Below are 19,377 nucleotides of genomic sequence, written 5' to 3'. Positions count from 1 at the left end.
GCTGGAATGGAAATAACATATCAAAAAAGCCCTGCGCACGGCAGAGCATCCAAAAAAACACATAGTGTTAAAAAGTTTGTGAAAAATCGCAAGTCAATTGCAACAATCACTGCTCAACCTGTGCTGGCATGACACATCATTTTCAGGAATCTTGCGACTCCACCAACGGTCTGTGGTTTACGTTGGGCAAGTTTAATACCTACTTGCGACAATGTCAATATTTTTCCGCAAACTTTATAATTTATTTTTATTTAGGATTATTTAAGAGCGTACTCAACACGCGCGGTTGCTGGCGACTTATCCCAAACTAACGCGGAAAAATCGCAAGGAAAAAAATCGCAAGCAGCCGTACGCACCGAATACGCTCTTAAAATAATTAATTAAATTAATATCTAACTAATATCTAATTTAACTAATATCTAACTAGCAGATTTACAAAACTGCGTTAGCAACAAAGTCAAGAATGAACAAAAGCGAAACAATCCAAAGCATTGGATGCACGTCTTTAGCACGCTTCTTGCAAGTCATAACTAAGCAGTACATGATGAATCCAGCGGCAATGCCGTAAGAAATCGAGTAGGAGAAGGCCATAAACACGGCAGCAAAGAACGCAGGAATAGCTTCGGAAATATCGTCCCAAGCAATCTCCTTTAACGAGCTTGCCATCATGCAGCCTACAACTACAAGCACGCCAGCCGTAGCAGCCGCAGGAACGGCGCTAGCAAATGGCGCAAGAACAATCGAAAGCGCAAAGCACACGGAAACAACTACAGAAGTCAAACCAGTACGACCGCCAGCACCAATACCAGCAGCAGACTCAACGTAAGTAGTGGTGTTAGAAGTACCGCAAATTGCGCCAACCGAAGTTGCAATCGAATCAGCAAACAGCGCGCGATCCATCTTGGAGCTAAAGCCAGAGCCGTTTTCCAAAGCCTTCTCATCTGCCTCAGAGAAGATGCCAGTTCTGCGGCCAGTGCCAATAAACGTGCCAAGAGTGTCGAAAGTATCCGACATAGAGAAGGCAAAAATAGTTACCAAAACAAGCGGAATGCGTGCTGGATTAGAGAAGAGAGCAGGGAAACCTTGAGGGCCAAAAATAGCACCAAAAGTGGTTGGAAGCTGAGCAAAAGCATCCGTAACAGAAACGGCATTATTTAGCGAAGTCAAGCCAAGCGGAATACCAATCAAAGATGTTGCAATAATCGTAATAAGCAAGCTTGCGCGAACCTTAAGAACAGTAAGAACAATAGCCAAAACAAGTCCAATAAGGAATAGCCACAAAATAGGATTATTAATAACAGCAAGGCCTGGAATAGCAGCAGTTGGCTTACTCTTAGCAGCGGCTGCAGGATCTTTAGAAGTAAAGGTGATTAAGCCAACGCTCATAATGCCAACGTATGCAACGAATAAACCAATGCCACCGCCAATCGCGTGTTGCAACGAAGTTGGGATGGCACGAATAATCATCTTACGAATCTTAGTAACGGTAATAATAATGTTAATTAAACCGCACAAGAACACCATGCACATGGCTTCTTGCCACGTAAAATGAAGGCCAAAGCACACTGTGTATGTGAAGAATGCGTTAAGACCCATGCCAGCAGCTTGAGCGTAAGGCACGTTAGCAAACAAGCCCATAACAAGCGTGCCAATAATTGCTGCGATGATTGTAGCGAGGAAAACGCCACCTTTAGGCATGCCAGTTTGGCTTAAAATCATTGGGTTTACGACGATAATATACGACATTGCAAAGAATGTAGTGAGACCTGCAGTGATCTCCGTTGATACATTCGTGCCGTTTTCTTTGAGATGGAAGAACTTTTCCATAAACTCTCTGTTCCTTGGTTTTACAGCGCAAAAGACCATGAAAAGCGTGGCGATAGCACTTGAGCAATCGCGGACGCAATTACATTTGGGCATTCACGCAGAGGTTACTGCGACTCGCTCGGCGCGCAAAGCACAAGCCGAATAAACACGCTAGAAAACTCGCGAAATTAGAAACGACTCATAGAACTTTGAACAACCGAACAGCTTCGACCTTACGCGCACGTGCTGACCAAAGAAAAATCGCGCGAAAATTATGCAAAAATCGCGCAAAAATCACCCAGAAATCGCGGCAAAAACCGTGGCAAAAATCACCCAAAGCGGCCAGAAATATAGCGTTCCGCCTCCGCATTGCGCGGATTGTTAAACATAGTGGTGGTATCTGCAAAATACTCAAGATGCCCTGGTTTTCCAACAGCCTTAAGGTTAAAGAACGCTGTGTAATCGGCCACGCGCGCAGCCTGTTGCATATTGTGCGTTACAATCACAATCGTGTAATCGCGCTTAAGCTCGTTAATCAAATCTTCTACAGCAAGAGTAGAAATTGGGTCAAGCGCAGAGCAAGGCTCATCCATAAGCAACACTTGCGGATGCACAGCCACAGCTCGCGCAATGCAAAGTCGTTGCTGCTGGCCGCCAGAAAGCCCGATTCCTGGCTTATCGAGCCTATCTTTAACCTCATTCCACAAATTTGCGCCACGCAAAGCCCACTCAACTAAATCGTCGGCGTCTTGCTTTGAAATATGGCGATTATTTAAGCGAACTCCTGCAAGAACGTTTTCTCGAATAGACATTGTTGGGAAAGGATTTGGGCGCTGGAACACCATTCCAACATCTCGGCGAACAGCTACAGGGTCCACATCTTTGCCATACAAATCGCGACCTTCAAGCAACACTTGACCTTCCACGCGAGCGCCTGGAGTAATCTCGTGCATGCGATCTAAAGTGCGCAAAACCGTTGATTTTCCACATCCCGAAGGACCAATAAAAGCCGTAACCTTGTTTGGCTCAATGCTTATGTTAACGTCTTCTACTGCTAGAAAATCACCGTAGTAAATGTTCAAATGCTTAACATCAATGCGCTGACTCATTTGCGCCTCACTTTCTAAAATCTACTTCGCTCTACTTCGACTTATTTCGATCTACTTCGTTCTACTTCGCTTTTACTGAAAACACGCGAGCCACAACTCGCCCAACAATATTCAGCAGCAAAACAATCACAATCAATGCAAGAGCCGCCGACCATGCTCGCTCCATTGGAATCGTAGTAACGCACGAAGATGGCGCGTTAGCTGGGCAATTCGCTGAAAGCTTTGAATACTCCTGATAAACGTACACTGGCAAAGTGGTCATTTGTCCGTCAAAAAGATTGAAATTCGTGGATGCAATAAACCCAGCTGCCATTAAAAGCGGAGCCGTCTCGCCAATCACGCGCGCAACAGCAAGAATACAGCCAGAAACAATGCCAGGCAAAGCGGTTCGCAACACGATTTTTGTAATCATGCGCTGCTTTGTAACGCCTAGAGCAAGAGCCGCTTCTCGCAAATCGTTCGGCACAATTTTTAACATTTCTTGACACGACTTAACAACAGTTGGCAGCATAAGCAGCGAAAGCGCAACCGACCCTTCAAAACCGTTGATTGTTCCAGGACCCACAAAAATCGTAAAGCTAGAAAACGCAAACAAACCAGCTACAATCGAAGGAATTCCGCTCATAACGTCTACAACAAGATTAATCACCCTAGCAAGGCGGCTGCCACGCGCATACTCAATCAAATACACGGAGCACATAATTCCAATCGGAATCGAAATCAGCATTGCGCCAAGCGTAATCTCCAAAGTTCCAATAATTGCGTGCAAAATACCGCCGTAACCGCCTGTGCCAGTTGCAGCGCCGCCAACTACATACGTCATATTATGCGTTAAAAAGTCAAGGTTTAATCGCTTAATGCCGTTTGCAATAGTCGTAAAAAGCAAAGAAAGAAGCGGAATTAGCGCAACTATAAAAGACAGGAAGATTAGAACGCGCATAAATGCGTCTTTTCGCTTGCGACTTGCGATTCTAGAGCGCGTTGGGCGGAACTTGTTAAAGTCGATTTTTGGAGATTCGCAGCTATCTTCAATAGTCTGATTAACCTCAACAACCCCAGCTTGTAACGATTGCGAATTTTGCATCATGCACTCGCCTTTCCCGTGATTTTGCGAGCAATAAGGTTTACAGCGAATGAAATAACAAACAGCACCAAACCTGTAGCAATAAGCGCACTAACGCCTAATCCGTTGGCTTCTGGGTATTGAGCTGCTATGTTTGCTGCAATCGTCTGGTTTTGCGAAGCTTGCAAAATGTTGAATTTAAAGGTGAATCCTGGAGACAAAATCATAAGAACTGCCATTGTTTCGCCCAAAGCGCGGCCAAGACCAAGCATAGACGCGGAGACGATTCCCGACTTTGCGAACGGCAAAACCGCTAGCTTTATCATCTCCCACTTTGTGGCACCAAGAGCGAGCGCGCCTTCTTGTTGCAATCGCGGAGCTTGTTGGAAAATGTCTCGAGCCATAGAAGTTATAATCGGCAAAATCATAACAGCAAGAACAATACTAACGGTTGCAGCGCTACGCGAAGGGCTTGCCGCAGGTCCTGCAAAAAGCGGAATCCAGCCAAAAATGTGCGAAATAAACTTCCAGAACGGGTATATTGCTGGCACGAGCACCAATCCGCCCCAAAGACCGTAGATTACGGACGGAATCGCAGCAAGCAAATCAACAACACCGCTTAAAAGTGGCACTATTTTTGGCGGAGCATAGTGGCTTATAAACAGCGCGATTCCAATCGAAACAAAGAATGCAAAGAGCAGAGCGAGTGCAGACATAAGAACGGTTCCAAAAACCATCGGCGCCACGTAGCTAAGAAAATCATGCGCTTTACCGCCAGTAAAGTCCAAAAATACTTGACTTACTTGGCTTTTGTTTGCGCCTAGAATCGGCCACGCTTGAAACAGCAAGAACAGCGCTACAGCTGTAAGCACCATTAAAATCAGCAATCCGCATAAAAGCGCTACGCTTTTAAACACGCGGTCGGCAAAATGGCCGCTTTTGTGCGCATCTTTACTGATTTCAGTTCTTTGTTTAGAACTCACTCATGCTCCTTTTGTAGTCATTATATAAATGCTATCAGCAGCAATATATTGACTACTCTAAAATCTTGGCAAATTACTATTTTTACTTGCCAACCGACTGAATCGACTGAATCGACTTATTAATCCTGCCCATAAGTTTTTCTGGCAAAGGCGCAGTTCCAGCAGCACCTTGAGCCGCAGCCTGGCCATCTTTGCTAGTAACGTAGCTAAGCCACGACTTTGCAAATCGCGCTGTTGCAGCATCTTTGTACGCATTGCACACAATATCGTAAGAAACTAGCACAATCGGATAAGCGCCTTTTTCTTCCGTTTTGTGGTTTATTTTAACAACAACGCGGTGCTTTGATTTTGCTGCAGCATCTTCGTCAACCTTTGAATCGTTAACGGTTATAGAGCCGCCTTCTGGGCTAATTTGGTTGTAAGAATCTCCCACTTTTACTGCAACAGTTCCAAGCTTTCCAACTTGCGAGAAGTCCGCGTATCCAATCGCTCCGTCTGCCATGCGGATTGTGGAAACAACGCCAGACGTGCCTTTTGCGCCCTGGCCTACACTATTTGGCCAATTTTCGCTAAGATCGTAGGACCAATCGCTTGGAGCAACGTCTTTTATGTAGCTTAAGAAGTTCTGCGTTGTGCCAGACTTATCGGACCTGTGAACAACTGTAATCGGCTTATCTGGAAGCTTTAGCTTTGGATTTTGCGATTTAATTGCATCGTCATTCCAACGCGTAATCTTGCCGTCGAAGATTTTTGCGATTGTAGAAGCGTCCATATTTATGTGTTTTCCAGCATCCGAAACGCCTTTTAGATTAAAGATTACTGCGATTGGAGAAACGTATACTGGAACGTCGAAAGATGTAGTGCCATTAGCGCAAACCGACTTTGATTTTTCTATCTCGTCGTCGCTTAGCGATTTATCGGATCCAGCCCAAGCTGTGGCACCCGTCATAAATGTTGTTACTCCTGCGCCTGAGCCAGTTGGATTATAAGCGATTTTGGCGCCAGGATTCTTAGATTGGAATCCTGCAATCCACGCTTCTACAGCAACCTGCTGAGAAGAGGCTCCCGAGCCTTGGAAGTTTCCTACGATTTTTGCGGAAGAATTTGCGGACGGTTGCGAACTGCTTGCAGGAATATTGTCGCCACAAGCCGCAAAGCTTACTAAAGTTGCGGACGCTAACAATCCTGCTGCAATCGCGCGCATATTCCACTTTGTGTTAGACTTTATTGATTGATTTTTTACTGTATTATTTTCTACTGTATTTTCTACTGTATTTTTTACTGCATTTTTACGCATATTCTTCATTCCTTTCAAGAAGAATTGCCATTATGCCAGCCAATCTGCGTTTCTCGTATAACCTACCGCAAATTTTCCTCTTAAATTAATTAAACTAATGTTCAAAACTGGCATCTTTTATTTCTTATTACCTTTTTCTTCTATTAACGATGCCAATATTAAGAGAGGGGTAAAAACCTTGCCGCCAAAATCTGATTGAGCTTAGAAAATGGCGGCATTTAGCGCTACTAGTCTTTTGATTGACGGCGCAACGCGTCGGCGACCACATCGGCGTGTTGAATTCTACAAATTTCTAGCAATATTTACCGTCATTTTTGCAGCTGTATCCGCGTATTCGGATATGTCGAAAGTGTGAAACTCCTCGTATTTTGTGTCCGCATTGTCGCTCATTGCGCGCACAACTAACGCTGGAATGTCGTTTCTTGCAGCAACGTGAAGAATCGCAGCGCCTTCCATTTCTACAGCATCCGCTTGAGTCGCCTCAATTACTTCCGCCACTTTTTCGGGCGTGTCTACAAAATATCCACCAGAGGCAATTGTTCCCAAAATGTGATTAATGCCCATCTTTGTTAAAACACTGTCTGCTGTTTTAAGAAGATAATCGTCTGAATGGTACTCGTTTGTAAACGGTTTCCACTGACTAATCATGCGCATGTCGGTGTCTAAATATCTTAATGTTTTTCCAAGAACAACATCATTCGTATGCAAATTTTTATTGAGATTTCCTGCAATTCCCGAAAAGATTACAGCCTGCGGCTTGTACGTATCAATTAAATACTGCGCAGTTGCAGCGGCATTTACAAGTCCCATTCCGCCAACTGTGGCAGCAACTTCGATTTTTCCGCCATCTTCGCATTCAAGCACGCCGCAAGATACGTCAAGGCTAGCGGCATTATAATGCTTTACATTGCTAAGCGAGGCAGCAATGTGCGCAACTTCTTCTTCCATAGCGCCAATAATGGCAATTTTCGTAAACTTAGGCATTCGTTAAATCATCCTTTAATATTGTGCGTTGCATTGCGTTTAATCAAAAATACGCTTACACAACACATAATAACAAAAGACGCGGTTGCGATTTTTAGCAAAGCGCTGCACGTGAATTCAAACCAAGGATTTGTAGCGGGAACATTCAAAAACTCCATGATTTGATCTTGAAGCGCAATAAATCCAAAGAAAGACGCTATTAGCAAAACGCAAATTATAGAGCCAACAACAAGACGCCATCCGCGCACAAAAACACAAAGCACAATCAACGTAATAAACGGAACAATAACGCTAAACCATAGTGCAGAACAGGTAACAACAGTGTAGCCTTTGCTGTGAGTGCCTCGATACCACGCAAGCGCAAGAAGAAACGCGCCAGCAAGCAGAAGCGCAAAAATCGCGTATCGCGCGATTGGCAGAGCGCGGCTTAAAACGCCATCTTTATCTTTGGAAAGACTATTGCGATTGGGGGCTGGTGCGATTGCAGGCTCTGGGGCTGGCGATTCACACATTTTGCACTCCTTTGTTCAAAAATGCTGACCATTTGAGGTTTTATTGTAATAGTTTGCAACTAAAAAAAACACGGCGTGTCGCAGCGAATCGAAGTGCATTCTCGCGCTACGCTCTAAGCTCGAAGGCAGATCGGAGCGCAAGCTAGGTAGAGATTCGAGATTTTTCGCAGCGAGCGAGGTGAGCCTCAGCATGAAATGGTGATTCGCTGAAGCAGCAAGAAAAATCGAGAATCTCAGGCGTTTAAGCAATACGCAATTGTTCAATCACGTAAGAGGGCTGGGTGATTCTTGGTCGAACAGTATAAGAGCGGCAGCCGATACCAAATAATCCAATGGCACACGCCTACAAACAAACTTCAACCAAAAACAAAAAATTAAAGCCAAATCGGAACAACCGCAACAACAGACAACGCGTAAGAGGCGGAGCGTTGTGCGAATCGACGACTTCGAGCTGCATAGCGCGCGAGAAGTCACCTCGATTCGCTGAGCCGCTTAAATGTAAAGTCCAGTGGACTTTACATGCGGCGAAGGCGTGAGCGCGGCTAATCCGCGCGAGCGTAGAAACACCCAGCCCTCCTACACACCAAACAGGAATTCGCGTAACAGTAAACAGAGAATTTCGCGCTACGCTTTAAGCGCTACGGCAGGTCGGAGCGACTCAAGACTTAAGTCGGCGAGCAGAAACAGACTGCGCAAGAGTATTAAGCAAATGCTCAGTATCCTCCCAAGAAATGCATCGATCCGTAATCGACTTTCCGTACTCAAGCTCACTCAAAGGCGCAGGATCTTGGTTTCCGCCTTGCAAGAAGCTTTCCATCATAACGCCTTTAATGCCTTTTTCGCCGTGCGCAAAACGATCCGCAATATCTTGCACAACTTGAATCTGTCGATGTTCATCTTTGCCAGAGTTTCCGTGCGAGCAGTCGATTACAACGCCATTAGACGCTACGCAATTCGCTCCAAGCCTCAATCGAACTGAAGCAACGGCAGCTGCAACAGAAGATGCATCGTAGTTTGGACCCTTGCTAGAGCCGCGCAAAACAACATGACAATCAGGGTTTCCAAGCGTTTGCACAGCGCAAGCGCGTCCAAGATGGTCAATTCCAAAGAAAGTGTGATGCTGGCTGGCAGCTAGGCAGCCATTGACGGCGGCTGTAACAGAGCCATCTGTAGCGTTCTTAAATCCGACTGGCATAGAAAGACCGCTAGCAAGCTGGCGATGAATCTGTGATTCCGTGTTGCGCGCGCCAATCGCCCCCCAGCTAACCGCATCCGCAATAAACTGCGGGCTAGTTGGCTCCAAAAACTCGGTTGCTGCAGCCAAACCAGCGTCTAGCACGCCAAGAAGCGTGCGGCGTGCCAAAAGCAAACCCTTGTGAATATCGTGCGTGCCATCAATATCTGGGTCGTTAATCAAACCTTTCCAACCAACTGTTGTGCGCGGCTTTTCAAAGTAAACGCGCATAACAATCAAAAGCTCACCTTCGAGCTTTGCGCGCAAATCTGCCAAACGAGACGCGTAGTCAAGAGCCGCATCAGGGTCGTGAACCGAGCAAGGCCCAACGACTACAAGCAAGCGGTCGTCGTCTCCGTTAAGACATCCGCGAATCTCATCGCGCGACTCGGCAACAATATCTTGCGCATACGGAGAAAGTGGCAACTCGCCAAGAACTTGAGCAGGAGTGGGAAGCGGATCCAACTCCAACACGCGGCGGTTAATTATGCGATCTACGCCAACCTGGTCTTCCCAACGCTCGAATTTAGACGAGTCAAGCGGATTCATACCGTTTTCAACAGCTTGCTTGACTGCGCTTGAAACACGCTGATCAGGCGTAGATTCCATTTGTCACCATCCTATAAAATAAGCTGCGCTTGATGTGGAAGCATTTGACGTAATTACAAAAGCACTACAAGTTTATGTAGTCGCTCCGACCTGACTTTGCGCTTTGACTGAGCTTGAAATGCGTTATGCAATTTCAAGCTCAGTCAAAGCGCAGCATAAGCAATGCTTCTGCCCTAAGCAGCTCGGGCGCATTAGAGTAGCTTGAAATCCTAGTGATTTCAAGCTAGGCCATTTCGTTCGCGCGGTCTAAGCGCGCGAACGTCCTCGCCGCAGCAGAAGCAATGCTTCTGCCTTAAGCGGCTCGGGCGCATTAGAGTAGCTTGAAATCCTAGTGATTTCAAGCTAGGCTAATGCGCCCATTGGGTCCCACGCTGGTAAAACGATTGCTGGTTCTTCTAGTGCTTTCTTATATTCTTCTGGCAAAAGCGCCTTAGGCACAGCCACCTCGTACACGTACTCAGTAAACCAATCGTCGCTCATAGTAAAGTAACCCTTGTCCGCAATCTCTGGTCCCCAAGAGTTCTCCACGCGCCAACGGCGAGTAGTCGTGCCATCATCCGCAACATCAACTCCAGCAAACGCCATAGCATGATTCATAGCCGAATCAGCAAAACGCACGCGCTGCTCCTTGTTCAAATCAAAATCAACGCCGTAAACGCGATCGTACTCAAACAAATCCGTAGCCCACGCGCCATTATCGCGATCCATCATAGGGTGGCAATCCGCACCAAACCAAACTGGAATGCCCTGCTCAACAAGAATCTTACGCACGCAATCCTTCATAAACTGATTTGGCACGTTCAAATATTCCGTAGAGTCTCCGCCAGCAACATTGCCCAAGTGCTCAATCGCAATCTTCTTGCCCTTTGGATGCTCCGCACGTGGATCGTCCACCAAGCAAACGTAGTCTTCCAAACCAGCAGTAACGTACTTCTTCCAAAACTCAACTGGCGTAATTTCGCCATCGCGATGGAACTTTCCGTCCTCGTCTGTCCACTCCCAATCGAAGCTCTTTGGCGGCTCACCCAAGTGGATTGTAAGAATCCTATGACCCGCAGCCATAGTCGTCTCAATAATATTGTCAATGTCGGCAGCGTTGGCATACATATGAGCCACAGCCGTGTGCAAAAGCTTTTTAAGCTGAGTATTCATATCGCCAGTGTCTTTAGAAGACTCGGTTTCTGGATACAAATCCTTAGGAACAGCGCCATACTTCTTATAGACGTTCATAGCCATAGTCCACTGACCGCCGTCACCCATAACGTCACTGAGCAAATGCTGCAATAAACGAGAATCGGAAGGCTCTCCAGAGCGAACAAGAGCCGCAACATCCTTTAAGAAGTAGTTGATTCGCTCAAGCTTATCGAAGTACATTGCGTAATTTTGCGAAAACTCAAAATCCTTAACTTTAAGCGATTTTTTAGCAACAAATCGCGCAACATTCAAAGAGCTAAATAACCAGCAGCGACCAGAATGATCCTGATGCCTTGCGTCGCCATTATCCACAACCGTTGAGAATCGGCGCTGCAGCAAGCGAGCGCGGTCGTAATTTCGCGCCACTTTTTCGATTCCTGCAGCCGTAACGCCGTTCATTGCCAAACGATTCAATGGATTTGCGTCAAAATCGTCACGCAAACCTTGCAAAGCTTCGGCACTTAATTCAGAGATCTCAGTCACTGTATAACCTTTCTTGTTTTTCTTATTTTATGTTTATTTTTTATAGTTTATTTTAGCTTTTTTCGCAAATCTTGCGTCTGCTTGCGATTTTTCCGCGCAAATCACGCATCCAAATCACGCATCCAAATCACACCGCGCGCATCTACGCCAGCAAATCAAGACTCCTGCGCAATTGCCTCTTCAACTTGAGCTTGAGCGTCTTTTCTAGCCTGCTTTTGAGCATCCGCATCTCTACGCTCCGAAGCATCATCACCTGCAGAATCGCCAGAATTGCTCTGCTTGCCAGATGCATCTCCAAAGTCAAATCCCGAGAATGCGTTTGCAAAAAGCGACCTAAGCTCAGTAACGCGCTGCGTGATTTGCGCTTCCCTATGCTGCAACTGCGTTAAGCGCGCCGTCATGCCGTCCAGCTCCTTCTGAGCCGCCGCCCTACGCTCTTCCACTTGAGCAGTAGCGTCTTGCATAGCTTTGCGAACGATTTGCGCAGCCTGAGCATCCGCATCCTTATGCGCTTGAGCAGCATAATCATCCGCATCTTGATGCACTGTTTTCGCTCTAGCAACAAGCGCATCCGCCTCTTCTTGCGCAGCACGCTCGCGCTCTTTTAGACCAGAAATAAGCTCGTTCACCTTTTTTGTAGCCTCTTCTTGCTGAGCGGCAATATCGTTTCTAATTTGCTCAACTTCTGCACTAACTTGGCTAAGAGTACGCGTGCGCTCAACTTGCGCTTCGTCTGCAATCTCTTGGGCCTTTGCAGCTGCAGCATCCGTGATTTCGCCAGCCTTGCGCTGAGCATCCGCCATCATCTTTGTTGCGCGCTCTTGCATATCTGCAAGCTTCTTATTCGCCTCTGCTAAAGCCGATTCAATTTGATCATTCGTTTCTGCTTTAGCATGTGCGATTTCCGCGTTTGCAGCCGACCTTTGTTCCGCGATTTTTTGCGCTGCATCCGCCTTTAGCTGTGCAATTGCACGTTCTTGCTCGGATTTTTCGGATGCCATTCGCTTCGTGTGCTCTTCACGCGCATTGTTGATTTCTAGCGTTGCAGCATCTTTTTGTGCATTAACATCTTTACTCGTTGTTTCGCGCAAACGCTCTGAATCCTCTTTCGCAGCGCTTGTCATCTGATTTGCCTTATTACTTGCCGTAGAAAGCAGCGTATCTGCCTTAGTTTGCGCTTCTTGAAGCAAATGTTCCGCGTCTAATTTTGCATTATTCAGCAAAGTTCCTGCCTGAGCTTGAGCCGTTTTTTTAATAGACGCAGCGTCTTGCTTTGCACGCTCAATTAATTGTGCACTCGTCTGTTCTGCCGAAGCAAGTAATTGTTGCGCATTTGCGCCCAAAGATGCAAAAGTATTTCCGCTTTTTGCACGTTTTACATTATTTTTTTCTTCTTGCAATTGTGCTTGCAATTGAAGAATAGATTCGTCACTAGATCGCACTTGTTCACGCAAACGCGATATTGTGCGCTCATAGTTGGTAAAGGCTTCGTTGACTTTATCTTTGTCGTACCCTCGCAAAGCAGTTGGGAAACGATCTGGCACCATATTTATTCCTTTCACAAACCCCCGCACGACTACTACTTATCGTGCACACTCCATCAGCAATAACGCTATCACTTTAGTTGCTAAAACACTCGAGCGTGTCGCGCAAACTACTTGAGCAATATTCCCGAAGACGAAGGTTTCATATAGTAATTTACAGCTTCGCAAATTATGCTTTTTCCAGCTTTTATCTGCGCGTCCAATGGCAGCCCGTGGCGTGCATCATGCAACGCAACCACTGGCGGAAAACTTACAAACCCTGCAATTATGCGCTTTTTAGAATTATTCGACGCCCAATCTAGCAATCTATAAAATAGCGAATTGCAAACGTATGTTCCTGCATCCGAGCTTAGTGTGGATGCAATCCCACTATGAGCAAAATCGTTTAGAATCATTCTTAGCGGCAGCCTAGTCCAGTACGCAGCAGGCCCATTTTCAACGATTGGTACGCTTTGAGGAGTGTGGTTATCTACGTCTGGCTTATTTGCATCCATTATGTTTGTAGCACATCGTTCTAGTTGCACTCCACGAGCCGCGTGCTTTACGCCTGTTGCAATTACAATATCCGCGTCTTGCGCGTTAATCGTTTCTAAAAGATGAGGCCAAGCATTTGCAAAGCTGATTGGCAACATTACAGACGTGATTTTTACGCTAACATCTTCTAGAAGATCAAAATCCGCAAGCAAATCGCCATTTTTGGCGTGTTCAAGAGCTAGCGGCACTTCGTGCGAAGGATTTATGCTTAAATCCTCGTATGGCCCAAACCCAGAAATCACTACGTTAATTTGATTCATAACAATAGCTTTCTATAGCTTTCTAACAATAGCTTTTACTTGTCTTTAACTACAAGCGCAAGCAATCGTCCTTCGTGAGATTTTCCTGCAAGACCAGCGCGCCTGTGAGAATACCATAATGGATTTTCCAGCGTACACATTGGGTTTTGCAACACCTTAAGGCGACTTTCCAGCGCTTCACCTTCGCCGTCTACCTTACAAATCGTTTGCAACTCTTCGTCTTTAGCCAAATATTGCGTTGCAGCTGTAACGCGCGGCAAAGCGTCAACAACGTTTGCAACTCCTGCAAGCGCTAGATCAATGCGAGCAGCTTCTGCAATATCAATTCCAAGTCCACCAAAACGCGTTTGCGTTACAGTTTGCGGGTATCGGCGTTCAAAATCGTACGCTATTTCTTCGCCAACTTCGTAGCAATCACCACAAATGCATGGTCCCAAAACAGCTGTTATATTCGAGCGTTCGGCTCCCTTTTCGCACATTGCTTCAATAACAGAATCAAGCACGCCAGCCATTAAACCTTTTCTGCCGCAATGTGCTGCAGCAATTACACCAGATTCACTATCCGCGAGCAAAACTGGCAAGCAATCCGCAGCAAACATTCCTAAAGCAAGTGAGCAAGCAGTTGAAACTTGCGCGTCCGCTTCGATTTTAGCGTGTGAATCTGCAAAACCTGTAGCATCAAATCCATACGGAGCATTCCACGAATCAACTATTGAATCTGCATCAAAAACGCTATTTCCGTGAACTTGGCTAACAAGACACAAGTCAGATTTAAGCGCGCGTTGCAAAGCACAACGGTTGCTAAACACAGATTTAGCATCGTCGCCAGCTTTGCCTCCTAAATTAAGCGAAGCAAACGCACCTTCGGAAATTCCACCTAATCGCGTTGTAAAAACAGCATGAGCGCGCGCGCCCAGTGGCACTGGAATTGTCACTGGAATTGGCAAGCCATCTTCGTCTTCATGCGCAAGTGGCATTCCTGCTACGCTAGTTTCTTGCATATTATTCGCTTTCGTTTTGTCTTATTCGTTTTGTCTTATTTGATGTAACAACTTATTTGATGTAAAAGTTAATCAAAATTAAACTAACCCAAATAAGCTAATTCTTCATCGCTTAATTGCAAATCTGCAGCCTTTAAGCTATCTAAAATCGTAGCTGGCCTATGCGCGCCTGGAATAACAAAAACATTGTTTCCTTTAGCAAGCTCCCAAGCCAAAACAACCTGTTGATAGCTAACGTTGTGATCATTTGCAACTTTGCGGAATGGGTCAAAAAGATGCTCGTCGTACGGGTGACGGAACCCTCCAAGAGGACTCCAGCAAACAAACGCAATTCCAAGCTTCTTGCAATATTGCAACGTGTCTTCATTTTCTAGATGCACTGGCGAATACTGATTTTGAACAGCAACAAGCTTTTCTCCCAAAATCCCACGCGCAATGTCAATCTGCTCAACAGATGCGTTAGAAATGCCGATTTCTCGCGCAACGCCCTCATCAAGCAGCTGTTGCATTGCTTCAATCGACTCGTTGTATGGAACTTCTGGATCTGGCCTGTGGAAGTAAAGCAAATCAATCGTATCTACGCCAAGAGCCATTGCCGACTCTTTAGCGTGCGCAATCAAATGCTCTGGCTTTCCATCTTTACCCCACGTTGGCTTGCCATCTGTAAAGTTGCGGAAGTGACCGACTTTTGTTGCAACAAGAATCGAAGACTTGTCTCCATTCCAGCTATCCAATGCCTCGCGCACAAGCTTTTCGCCAGTTTGTTCCTCGCCGCCCGAGCAATAATACGCCCACGCCGTATCTATATGCGTGCATCCAGCGTTTAGAGCCGCGTGGATTGTTTCAATGCCCATACTGTGTCCAAGATTGTTTTCAATCGTTAGAGGCATCTCGCCAAAACCGATAGCTGTAGTGTTGAACGATCCTAGAGTGCGATTCATGGCCATTTTGCTCCTGTTCAAATACTTCAAATGTTTCAAAATGCCCCCAAGCGCAAAAAGCAACTTGAAGGCATTTAGATTTATTTTTATTTTATGCAATTAGACGATTAAGCGCTTATGATTAGGCGCTTATGCGCTTGCATTTTTGACTTGCGATTAGTCTGCAATTAATCTGCGATTAGCTTGCGATTAATCCTCGTCAAATGGGTCAAAATCGCGGCGGATTCTGCGACGAGGGCGCTCAGAGCGCTCTTCGCGAGCAGCGCGGTACTCATCGTAGTGGTCATCGTCTGCTGCATAGCGCAAATTGCGGTCACTCACTCTGCGATCCGATCCGCGACGAGGGCGCTCTGCGCGGTCGTCGGAACGATCGGAACGCTCTGCGCGCTCGCTTGAGCTATCGTCTCGGTCGTCGTAGCGCGAATCGCGATCGTCGCGAACGCTACGGCGGCGAGGACGATCGTCATAATCGTTGTTATCGTAGCGATCGCTTCTGCGATCATCCCTTCTAGAAGAGCGTTCATCGTAGCGGCTGGAACGATCAGAACGATTTTCCCTATCGTCATAGCGCGAATCGCGATCATCGCGAACAGCGCGGCGGCGAGGACGATCATCTCTATCGCCTCTGTCTCCTCTATCGTCCCTATCGTCGCGTGGAGCACGCCTACGATCACTTCTGCGATCTTCCCTATCTTCTCGATCTTCGCGAGATCCGCGACCACGGTTTTCGCGAGGCGCTGGAGCAGAAGATTCCTGATTCTCAAAACCTGGGATTGCCAAAGAAATCTTGCCACGCTCATCTACGCTTTGCACGATTACTTCTACACTATCTCCCTCTTTAAGCACATCTTCAACAGTGTCGATGCGCTCACCGTTAGCAAGATTACGAATCTGGGAAATATGCAACAAGCCGTCGCTTCCAGGAGTCAAGTTTACGAAAGCACCAAAGCTCGTAGTCTTAACAACCTTACCAGTAAAAGTCTCACCAGCCTTTGGAATGCGCGGATTTGCAATAGAATCGATGATTTCCTTTGCTTTCTCGGCAGCTTCGCCACCTTCGGACGAGATGTAAACAGTACCATCATCTTCAATAGCAATCTCTGCACCAGTTTCTTCTTGAATCTGGTTAATCATCTTGCCCTTAGGGCCAATCACTTCACCGATCTTATCTACAGGAATCGTAGTTGTAATAATGCGTGGAGCAAATGGGCTCATCTCCGCTGGGCAATCAATGCACTCGTTAATCACTTCAAGAATAGTCGTGCGTGCCTCGTGAGCTTGCTGCAAAGCGGCAGCCAAAATATCAGCTGGAATACCATCGAGCTTTGTGTCAAGCTGCAAAGCAGTAATAAATTCAGACGTACCAGCAACCTTAAAGTCCATATCTCCAAACGCATCTTCTGCGCCAAGAATATCGGTTAAAGTCTTAAAGATGTGCTTGCCATCAACGTCTCCAGAAACCAAGCCCATAGCAATGCCAGCAACTGGAGCCTTCAAAGGAACGCCAGCAGCGAGCAAAGAAAGCGTAGAAGCGCACACGGAGCCCATAGAAGTGGAACCGTTGGAACCAATAGCTTCCGAGACTTGACGAATAGCATATGGGAACTCTTCGCGGCTTGGCAAAACTGGCACCAAAGCCTTCTCTGCCAAAGCACCATGACCAATCTCGCGGCGCTTAGGAGATCCAACGCGACCCGTTTCTCCAGTGGAGTATGGAGGCATCTCGTAGTTATGCATATAGCGCTTGGTTTGTGGGCCAGAAAGCGCATCCACTTGCTGCTCCATCTTAAGCATGTTCAAAGTAGTTACGCCCAAAATCTGGGTTTCACCGCGCTGGAAGAGCGCAGAACCATGAACGCGAGGAACAATATCGACTTCGGCACTAAGCGTACGAATATCGCGCAAGCCACGACCGTCAATTCGGTAATCTTCCGTCAAAATACGACGACGAACAATTTGGCGCTGCAACTCCTTAAAGGCGTTACCAAGCTCCTTTTCCTTCTCCTCATCGTCCATATCGGTAAACTCTTGCGCAATCGCCTCGCGCACGCCTTCCTTAATTTCCGCAATGCGGTCTTGGCGTGGAAGCTTTTCTGCAATAGAAAGAGCCTCGTTCAAATCAGCATGAGCAATCTCGTCGATTCTTGCATAAAGCTCATCCGTATACTCTGGGAACAGCTGGAATTCCTTGGTTTCCTTAGACGCAATTCGCTTCAACTCGTTTTGCGCTTCGCAAATAACCTTAATGAATGGCTTTGCAGCTTCTAAGCCTCCAGCTACAACTTCCTCATCTGGCTTGATTTGACCCTCATTATAAATCAAATTCCAAGCATTCTTACCGGCGCCAGCTTCGATCATTGCAATCGCAACATCGCCATTTTCAATAACGCGACCAGCAACAACAATCTCAAATACAGCGCGCTCACGCTCACTCCAACGTGGGAATGCAACCCACTGGCCATCAATCAAAGCCAAACGCACACCAGAAACTGGGCCTTCAAATGGCAAACCAGAAATCATAGTAGAGGCAGATGCAGCGTTCAAAGCAATAACGTCGTAAGCATCATCTGGATTAATTGCCAAAATCGTTTCTACAACTTGCACTTCGTTACGCAAAGTGTGTGGGAAAAGTGGACGCAACGGGCGGTCAATAATACGGCACGCAAGCGTTGCCTCATTTGACGGGCGTCCTTCTCTGCGGAAGAAAGATCCTGGAATCTTACCAGCAGCGTACATTTTTTCTTCCACATCCACAGTCAGTGGGAAGAAATCGTAGTTTTCTTTTGGACTAGATCCTGCAGTCGTCGTCGACAAAATCATGGAATCATCATCCAAGTATGCGGCAACAGCACCGTCAGCCTGCTGAGCGAGGCGACCAGTTTCAAAGCGTAGCGTACGCTTTCCAAATGAACCATTATCAATAACGGCTTCTACAGCCTTAATTTCGGGACCCTCCACGGGTTCCTCCTTTTCTTAACTTACCTAATCAACCAACATGCGTCGTCATTGGCAGACTCGCTTTTTTGTTACCTTTACCTAACATCCGCGCGAATCTTTGCAAAATGCATAACCAACATTTCGTAGTTTTTTGTTTCGGTTACTTCAATCATCCATATTCAATTATGTTTTATTCTTCAGTTATAAATCCCACAAACTTAAGAACTTGCTAAAACTAAATCACTTAAATCTTAAATCTTAAATCGCTTAAATACTAAATCATTTAACCTTAAATCAATTATTCTTAAATTATTTAGCTTAGAATCTAAATCGTTAATCCTAAATCTTCAAACCTAAATCTTCAAACCTCAAATTCAGCCATTTAATCAAGCTTTTTAATTCTACTTCAAACACACTAAATTCACTAGAATTGCATAAACAATACGCATAAATACAGATGCATAAATACAAAAGCCCGAGCTTACGCTCGGGCAAAAAGACTTATCGACGCAATCCGAGTCGATCAATCAAGGAACGATAGCGATTAATGTCTACGCGCTTCAAGTAATCAAGAAGACGACGACGGTCACCAATCATGAGCATCATACCACGACGAGAGTGGTGATCATGCTTGTGTTCCTTCAAGTGATCGGTAAGGTCGGAAATGCGCTTGCTGAGCAAAGCAACCTGAACCTCTGGGGAACCCGTGTCACCCTCGTGCGTTGCGTATTCGTTGATAATGTTCTTCTTATCTTCAGCCGTTAATGCCACGGCGTCCTCCTTATATAGTTACTGCGCGGTGCCGCATCCTTTAATACAGCGCTTGCAAATCCGCGGGCGTTACACGCCGATTTTCGATTTTACAACTATGCCCAAACAAGCTTAT

The 19,377-nt window shown here is 46.2% G+C and carries 15 protein-coding genes; all 15 read right to left on the bottom strand.

Annotated features, from left to right (window positions below; all coding sequences use genetic code 11):
• Positions 1–432 precede the first annotated feature (432 nt).
• On the bottom strand, positions 433–1,827 hold the full coding sequence (locus tag AC1EKB_RS04300) for an NCS2 family permease (protein WP_032816763.1): 1,395 nt from the start codon (positions 1,825–1,827) through the stop codon (positions 433–435).
• A gap of 308 nt (positions 1,828–2,135) precedes the next feature.
• Positions 2,136–2,915, bottom strand: coding sequence for a phosphate ABC transporter ATP-binding protein PstB (gene pstB, locus AC1EKB_RS04295; RefSeq protein ID WP_481248940.1), 780 nt, complete (start codon positions 2,913–2,915; stop codon positions 2,136–2,138).
• Positions 2,916–2,976: 61 nt separating this feature from the next.
• Positions 2,977–4,002 carry a phosphate ABC transporter permease PstA gene (pstA, locus tag AC1EKB_RS04290; protein WP_481248939.1) on the bottom strand — a complete coding sequence of 342 codons (1,026 nt, stop codon included), beginning with the start codon at positions 4,000–4,002 and terminating at the stop codon, positions 2,977–2,979.
• Positions 3,999–4,961 (bottom strand): phosphate ABC transporter permease subunit PstC, encoded by a 963-nt coding sequence (pstC, locus tag AC1EKB_RS04285; RefSeq protein WP_481248938.1) that lies wholly within the window; start codon positions 4,959–4,961, stop codon positions 3,999–4,001. Before pstC ends, pstA begins: the two co-directional genes overlap by 4 nt.
• Before the next feature lie 82 nt (positions 4,962–5,043).
• A complete protein-coding gene (gene pstS / locus AC1EKB_RS04280; protein ID WP_481248937.1) occupies positions 5,044–6,258 on the bottom strand; it encodes a phosphate ABC transporter substrate-binding protein PstS in 1,215 nt (404 codons plus the stop codon).
• 282 nt (positions 6,259–6,540) lie between these two features.
• On the bottom strand, positions 6,541–7,242 hold the full coding sequence (mtnN, locus tag AC1EKB_RS04275; RefSeq protein ID WP_481248936.1) for a 5'-methylthioadenosine/S-adenosylhomocysteine nucleosidase: 702 nt from the start codon (positions 7,240–7,242) through the stop codon (positions 6,541–6,543).
• Between the two features lie 8 nt (positions 7,243–7,250).
• Entirely contained in the window at positions 7,251–7,754 is a 504-nt protein-coding gene (locus AC1EKB_RS04270; RefSeq protein WP_481248935.1) for a hypothetical protein, read from the bottom strand.
• A gap of 658 nt (positions 7,755–8,412) precedes the next feature.
• Positions 8,413–9,597 (bottom strand): 3-deoxy-7-phosphoheptulonate synthase, encoded by a 1,185-nt coding sequence (locus tag AC1EKB_RS04265; protein ID WP_481248934.1) that lies wholly within the window; start codon positions 9,595–9,597, stop codon positions 8,413–8,415.
• 342 nt (positions 9,598–9,939) lie between these two features.
• A complete protein-coding gene (locus tag AC1EKB_RS04260) occupies positions 9,940–11,274 on the bottom strand; it encodes a C1 family peptidase (RefSeq protein ID WP_415694537.1) in 1,335 nt (444 codons plus the stop codon).
• A gap of 155 nt (positions 11,275–11,429) precedes the next feature.
• On the bottom strand, positions 11,430–12,821 hold the full coding sequence (locus tag AC1EKB_RS04255; protein ID WP_415694536.1) for a cell division protein: 1,392 nt from the start codon (positions 12,819–12,821) through the stop codon (positions 11,430–11,432).
• A 107-nt stretch (positions 12,822–12,928) separates the two neighbouring features.
• Positions 12,929–13,612 carry a pyroglutamyl-peptidase I gene (locus AC1EKB_RS04250; RefSeq protein ID WP_415694535.1) on the bottom strand — a complete coding sequence of 228 codons (684 nt, stop codon included), beginning with the start codon at positions 13,610–13,612 and terminating at the stop codon, positions 12,929–12,931.
• A gap of 35 nt (positions 13,613–13,647) precedes the next feature.
• Positions 13,648–14,613 (bottom strand): purine nucleoside phosphorylase YfiH/LACC1 family protein, encoded by a 966-nt coding sequence (locus AC1EKB_RS04245; RefSeq protein WP_481248933.1) that lies wholly within the window; start codon positions 14,611–14,613, stop codon positions 13,648–13,650.
• A gap of 83 nt (positions 14,614–14,696) precedes the next feature.
• On the bottom strand, positions 14,697–15,560 hold the full coding sequence (locus AC1EKB_RS04240; protein ID WP_415694533.1) for an aldo/keto reductase: 864 nt from the start codon (positions 15,558–15,560) through the stop codon (positions 14,697–14,699).
• 183 nt (positions 15,561–15,743) lie between these two features.
• Positions 15,744–18,512 carry a polyribonucleotide nucleotidyltransferase gene (locus tag AC1EKB_RS04235; RefSeq protein WP_481248932.1) on the bottom strand — a complete coding sequence of 923 codons (2,769 nt, stop codon included), beginning with the start codon at positions 18,510–18,512 and terminating at the stop codon, positions 15,744–15,746.
• A gap of 480 nt (positions 18,513–18,992) precedes the next feature.
• Positions 18,993–19,262, bottom strand: a complete 270-nt coding sequence (gene rpsO, locus AC1EKB_RS04230; RefSeq protein ID WP_004131651.1) for a 30S ribosomal protein S15 — start codon at positions 19,260–19,262, stop codon at positions 18,993–18,995.
• Between the last annotated feature and the right edge of the window lie 115 nt (positions 19,263–19,377).

This window comes from Gardnerella sialicivorans subsp. sialicivorans (genome assembly GCF_056746795.1).
The sequence above is the reverse complement of the archived record's forward strand: the minus strand, read 5'-3'. Positions and strand labels throughout refer to the sequence as shown.

Coding starts and splice junctions, on each gene's coding strand:
- AC1EKB_RS04300 (WP_032816763.1), bottom strand. CDS start 1,827: ATGGAAAAGTTCTTCCATCTCAAAGAAAACGGCACGAATGTATCAACG.
- pstS (WP_481248937.1), bottom strand. CDS start 6,258: ATGCGTAAAAATGCAGTAAAAAATACAGTAGAAAATACAGTAGAAAAT.
- AC1EKB_RS04270 (WP_481248935.1), bottom strand. CDS start 7,754: ATGTGTGAATCGCCAGCCCCAGAGCCTGCAATCGCACCAGCCCCCAAT.
- AC1EKB_RS04250 (WP_415694535.1), bottom strand. CDS start 13,612: ATGAATCAAATTAACGTAGTGATTTCTGGGTTTGGGCCATACGAGGAT.
- AC1EKB_RS04245 (WP_481248933.1), bottom strand. CDS start 14,613: ATGCAAGAAACTAGCGTAGCAGGAATGCCACTTGCGCATGAAGACGAA.
- mtnN (WP_481248936.1), bottom strand. CDS start 7,242: ATGCCTAAGTTTACGAAAATTGCCATTATTGGCGCTATGGAAGAAGAA.
- AC1EKB_RS04240 (WP_415694533.1), bottom strand. CDS start 15,560: ATGGCCATGAATCGCACTCTAGGATCGTTCAACACTACAGCTATCGGT.
- pstB (WP_481248940.1), bottom strand. CDS start 2,915: ATGAGTCAGCGCATTGATGTTAAGCATTTGAACATTTACTACGGTGAT.
- AC1EKB_RS04255 (WP_415694536.1), bottom strand. CDS start 12,821: ATGGTGCCAGATCGTTTCCCAACTGCTTTGCGAGGGTACGACAAAGAT.
- pstA (WP_481248939.1), bottom strand. CDS start 4,002: ATGATGCAAAATTCGCAATCGTTACAAGCTGGGGTTGTTGAGGTTAAT.
- AC1EKB_RS04265 (WP_481248934.1), bottom strand. CDS start 9,597: ATGGAATCTACGCCTGATCAGCGTGTTTCAAGCGCAGTCAAGCAAGCT.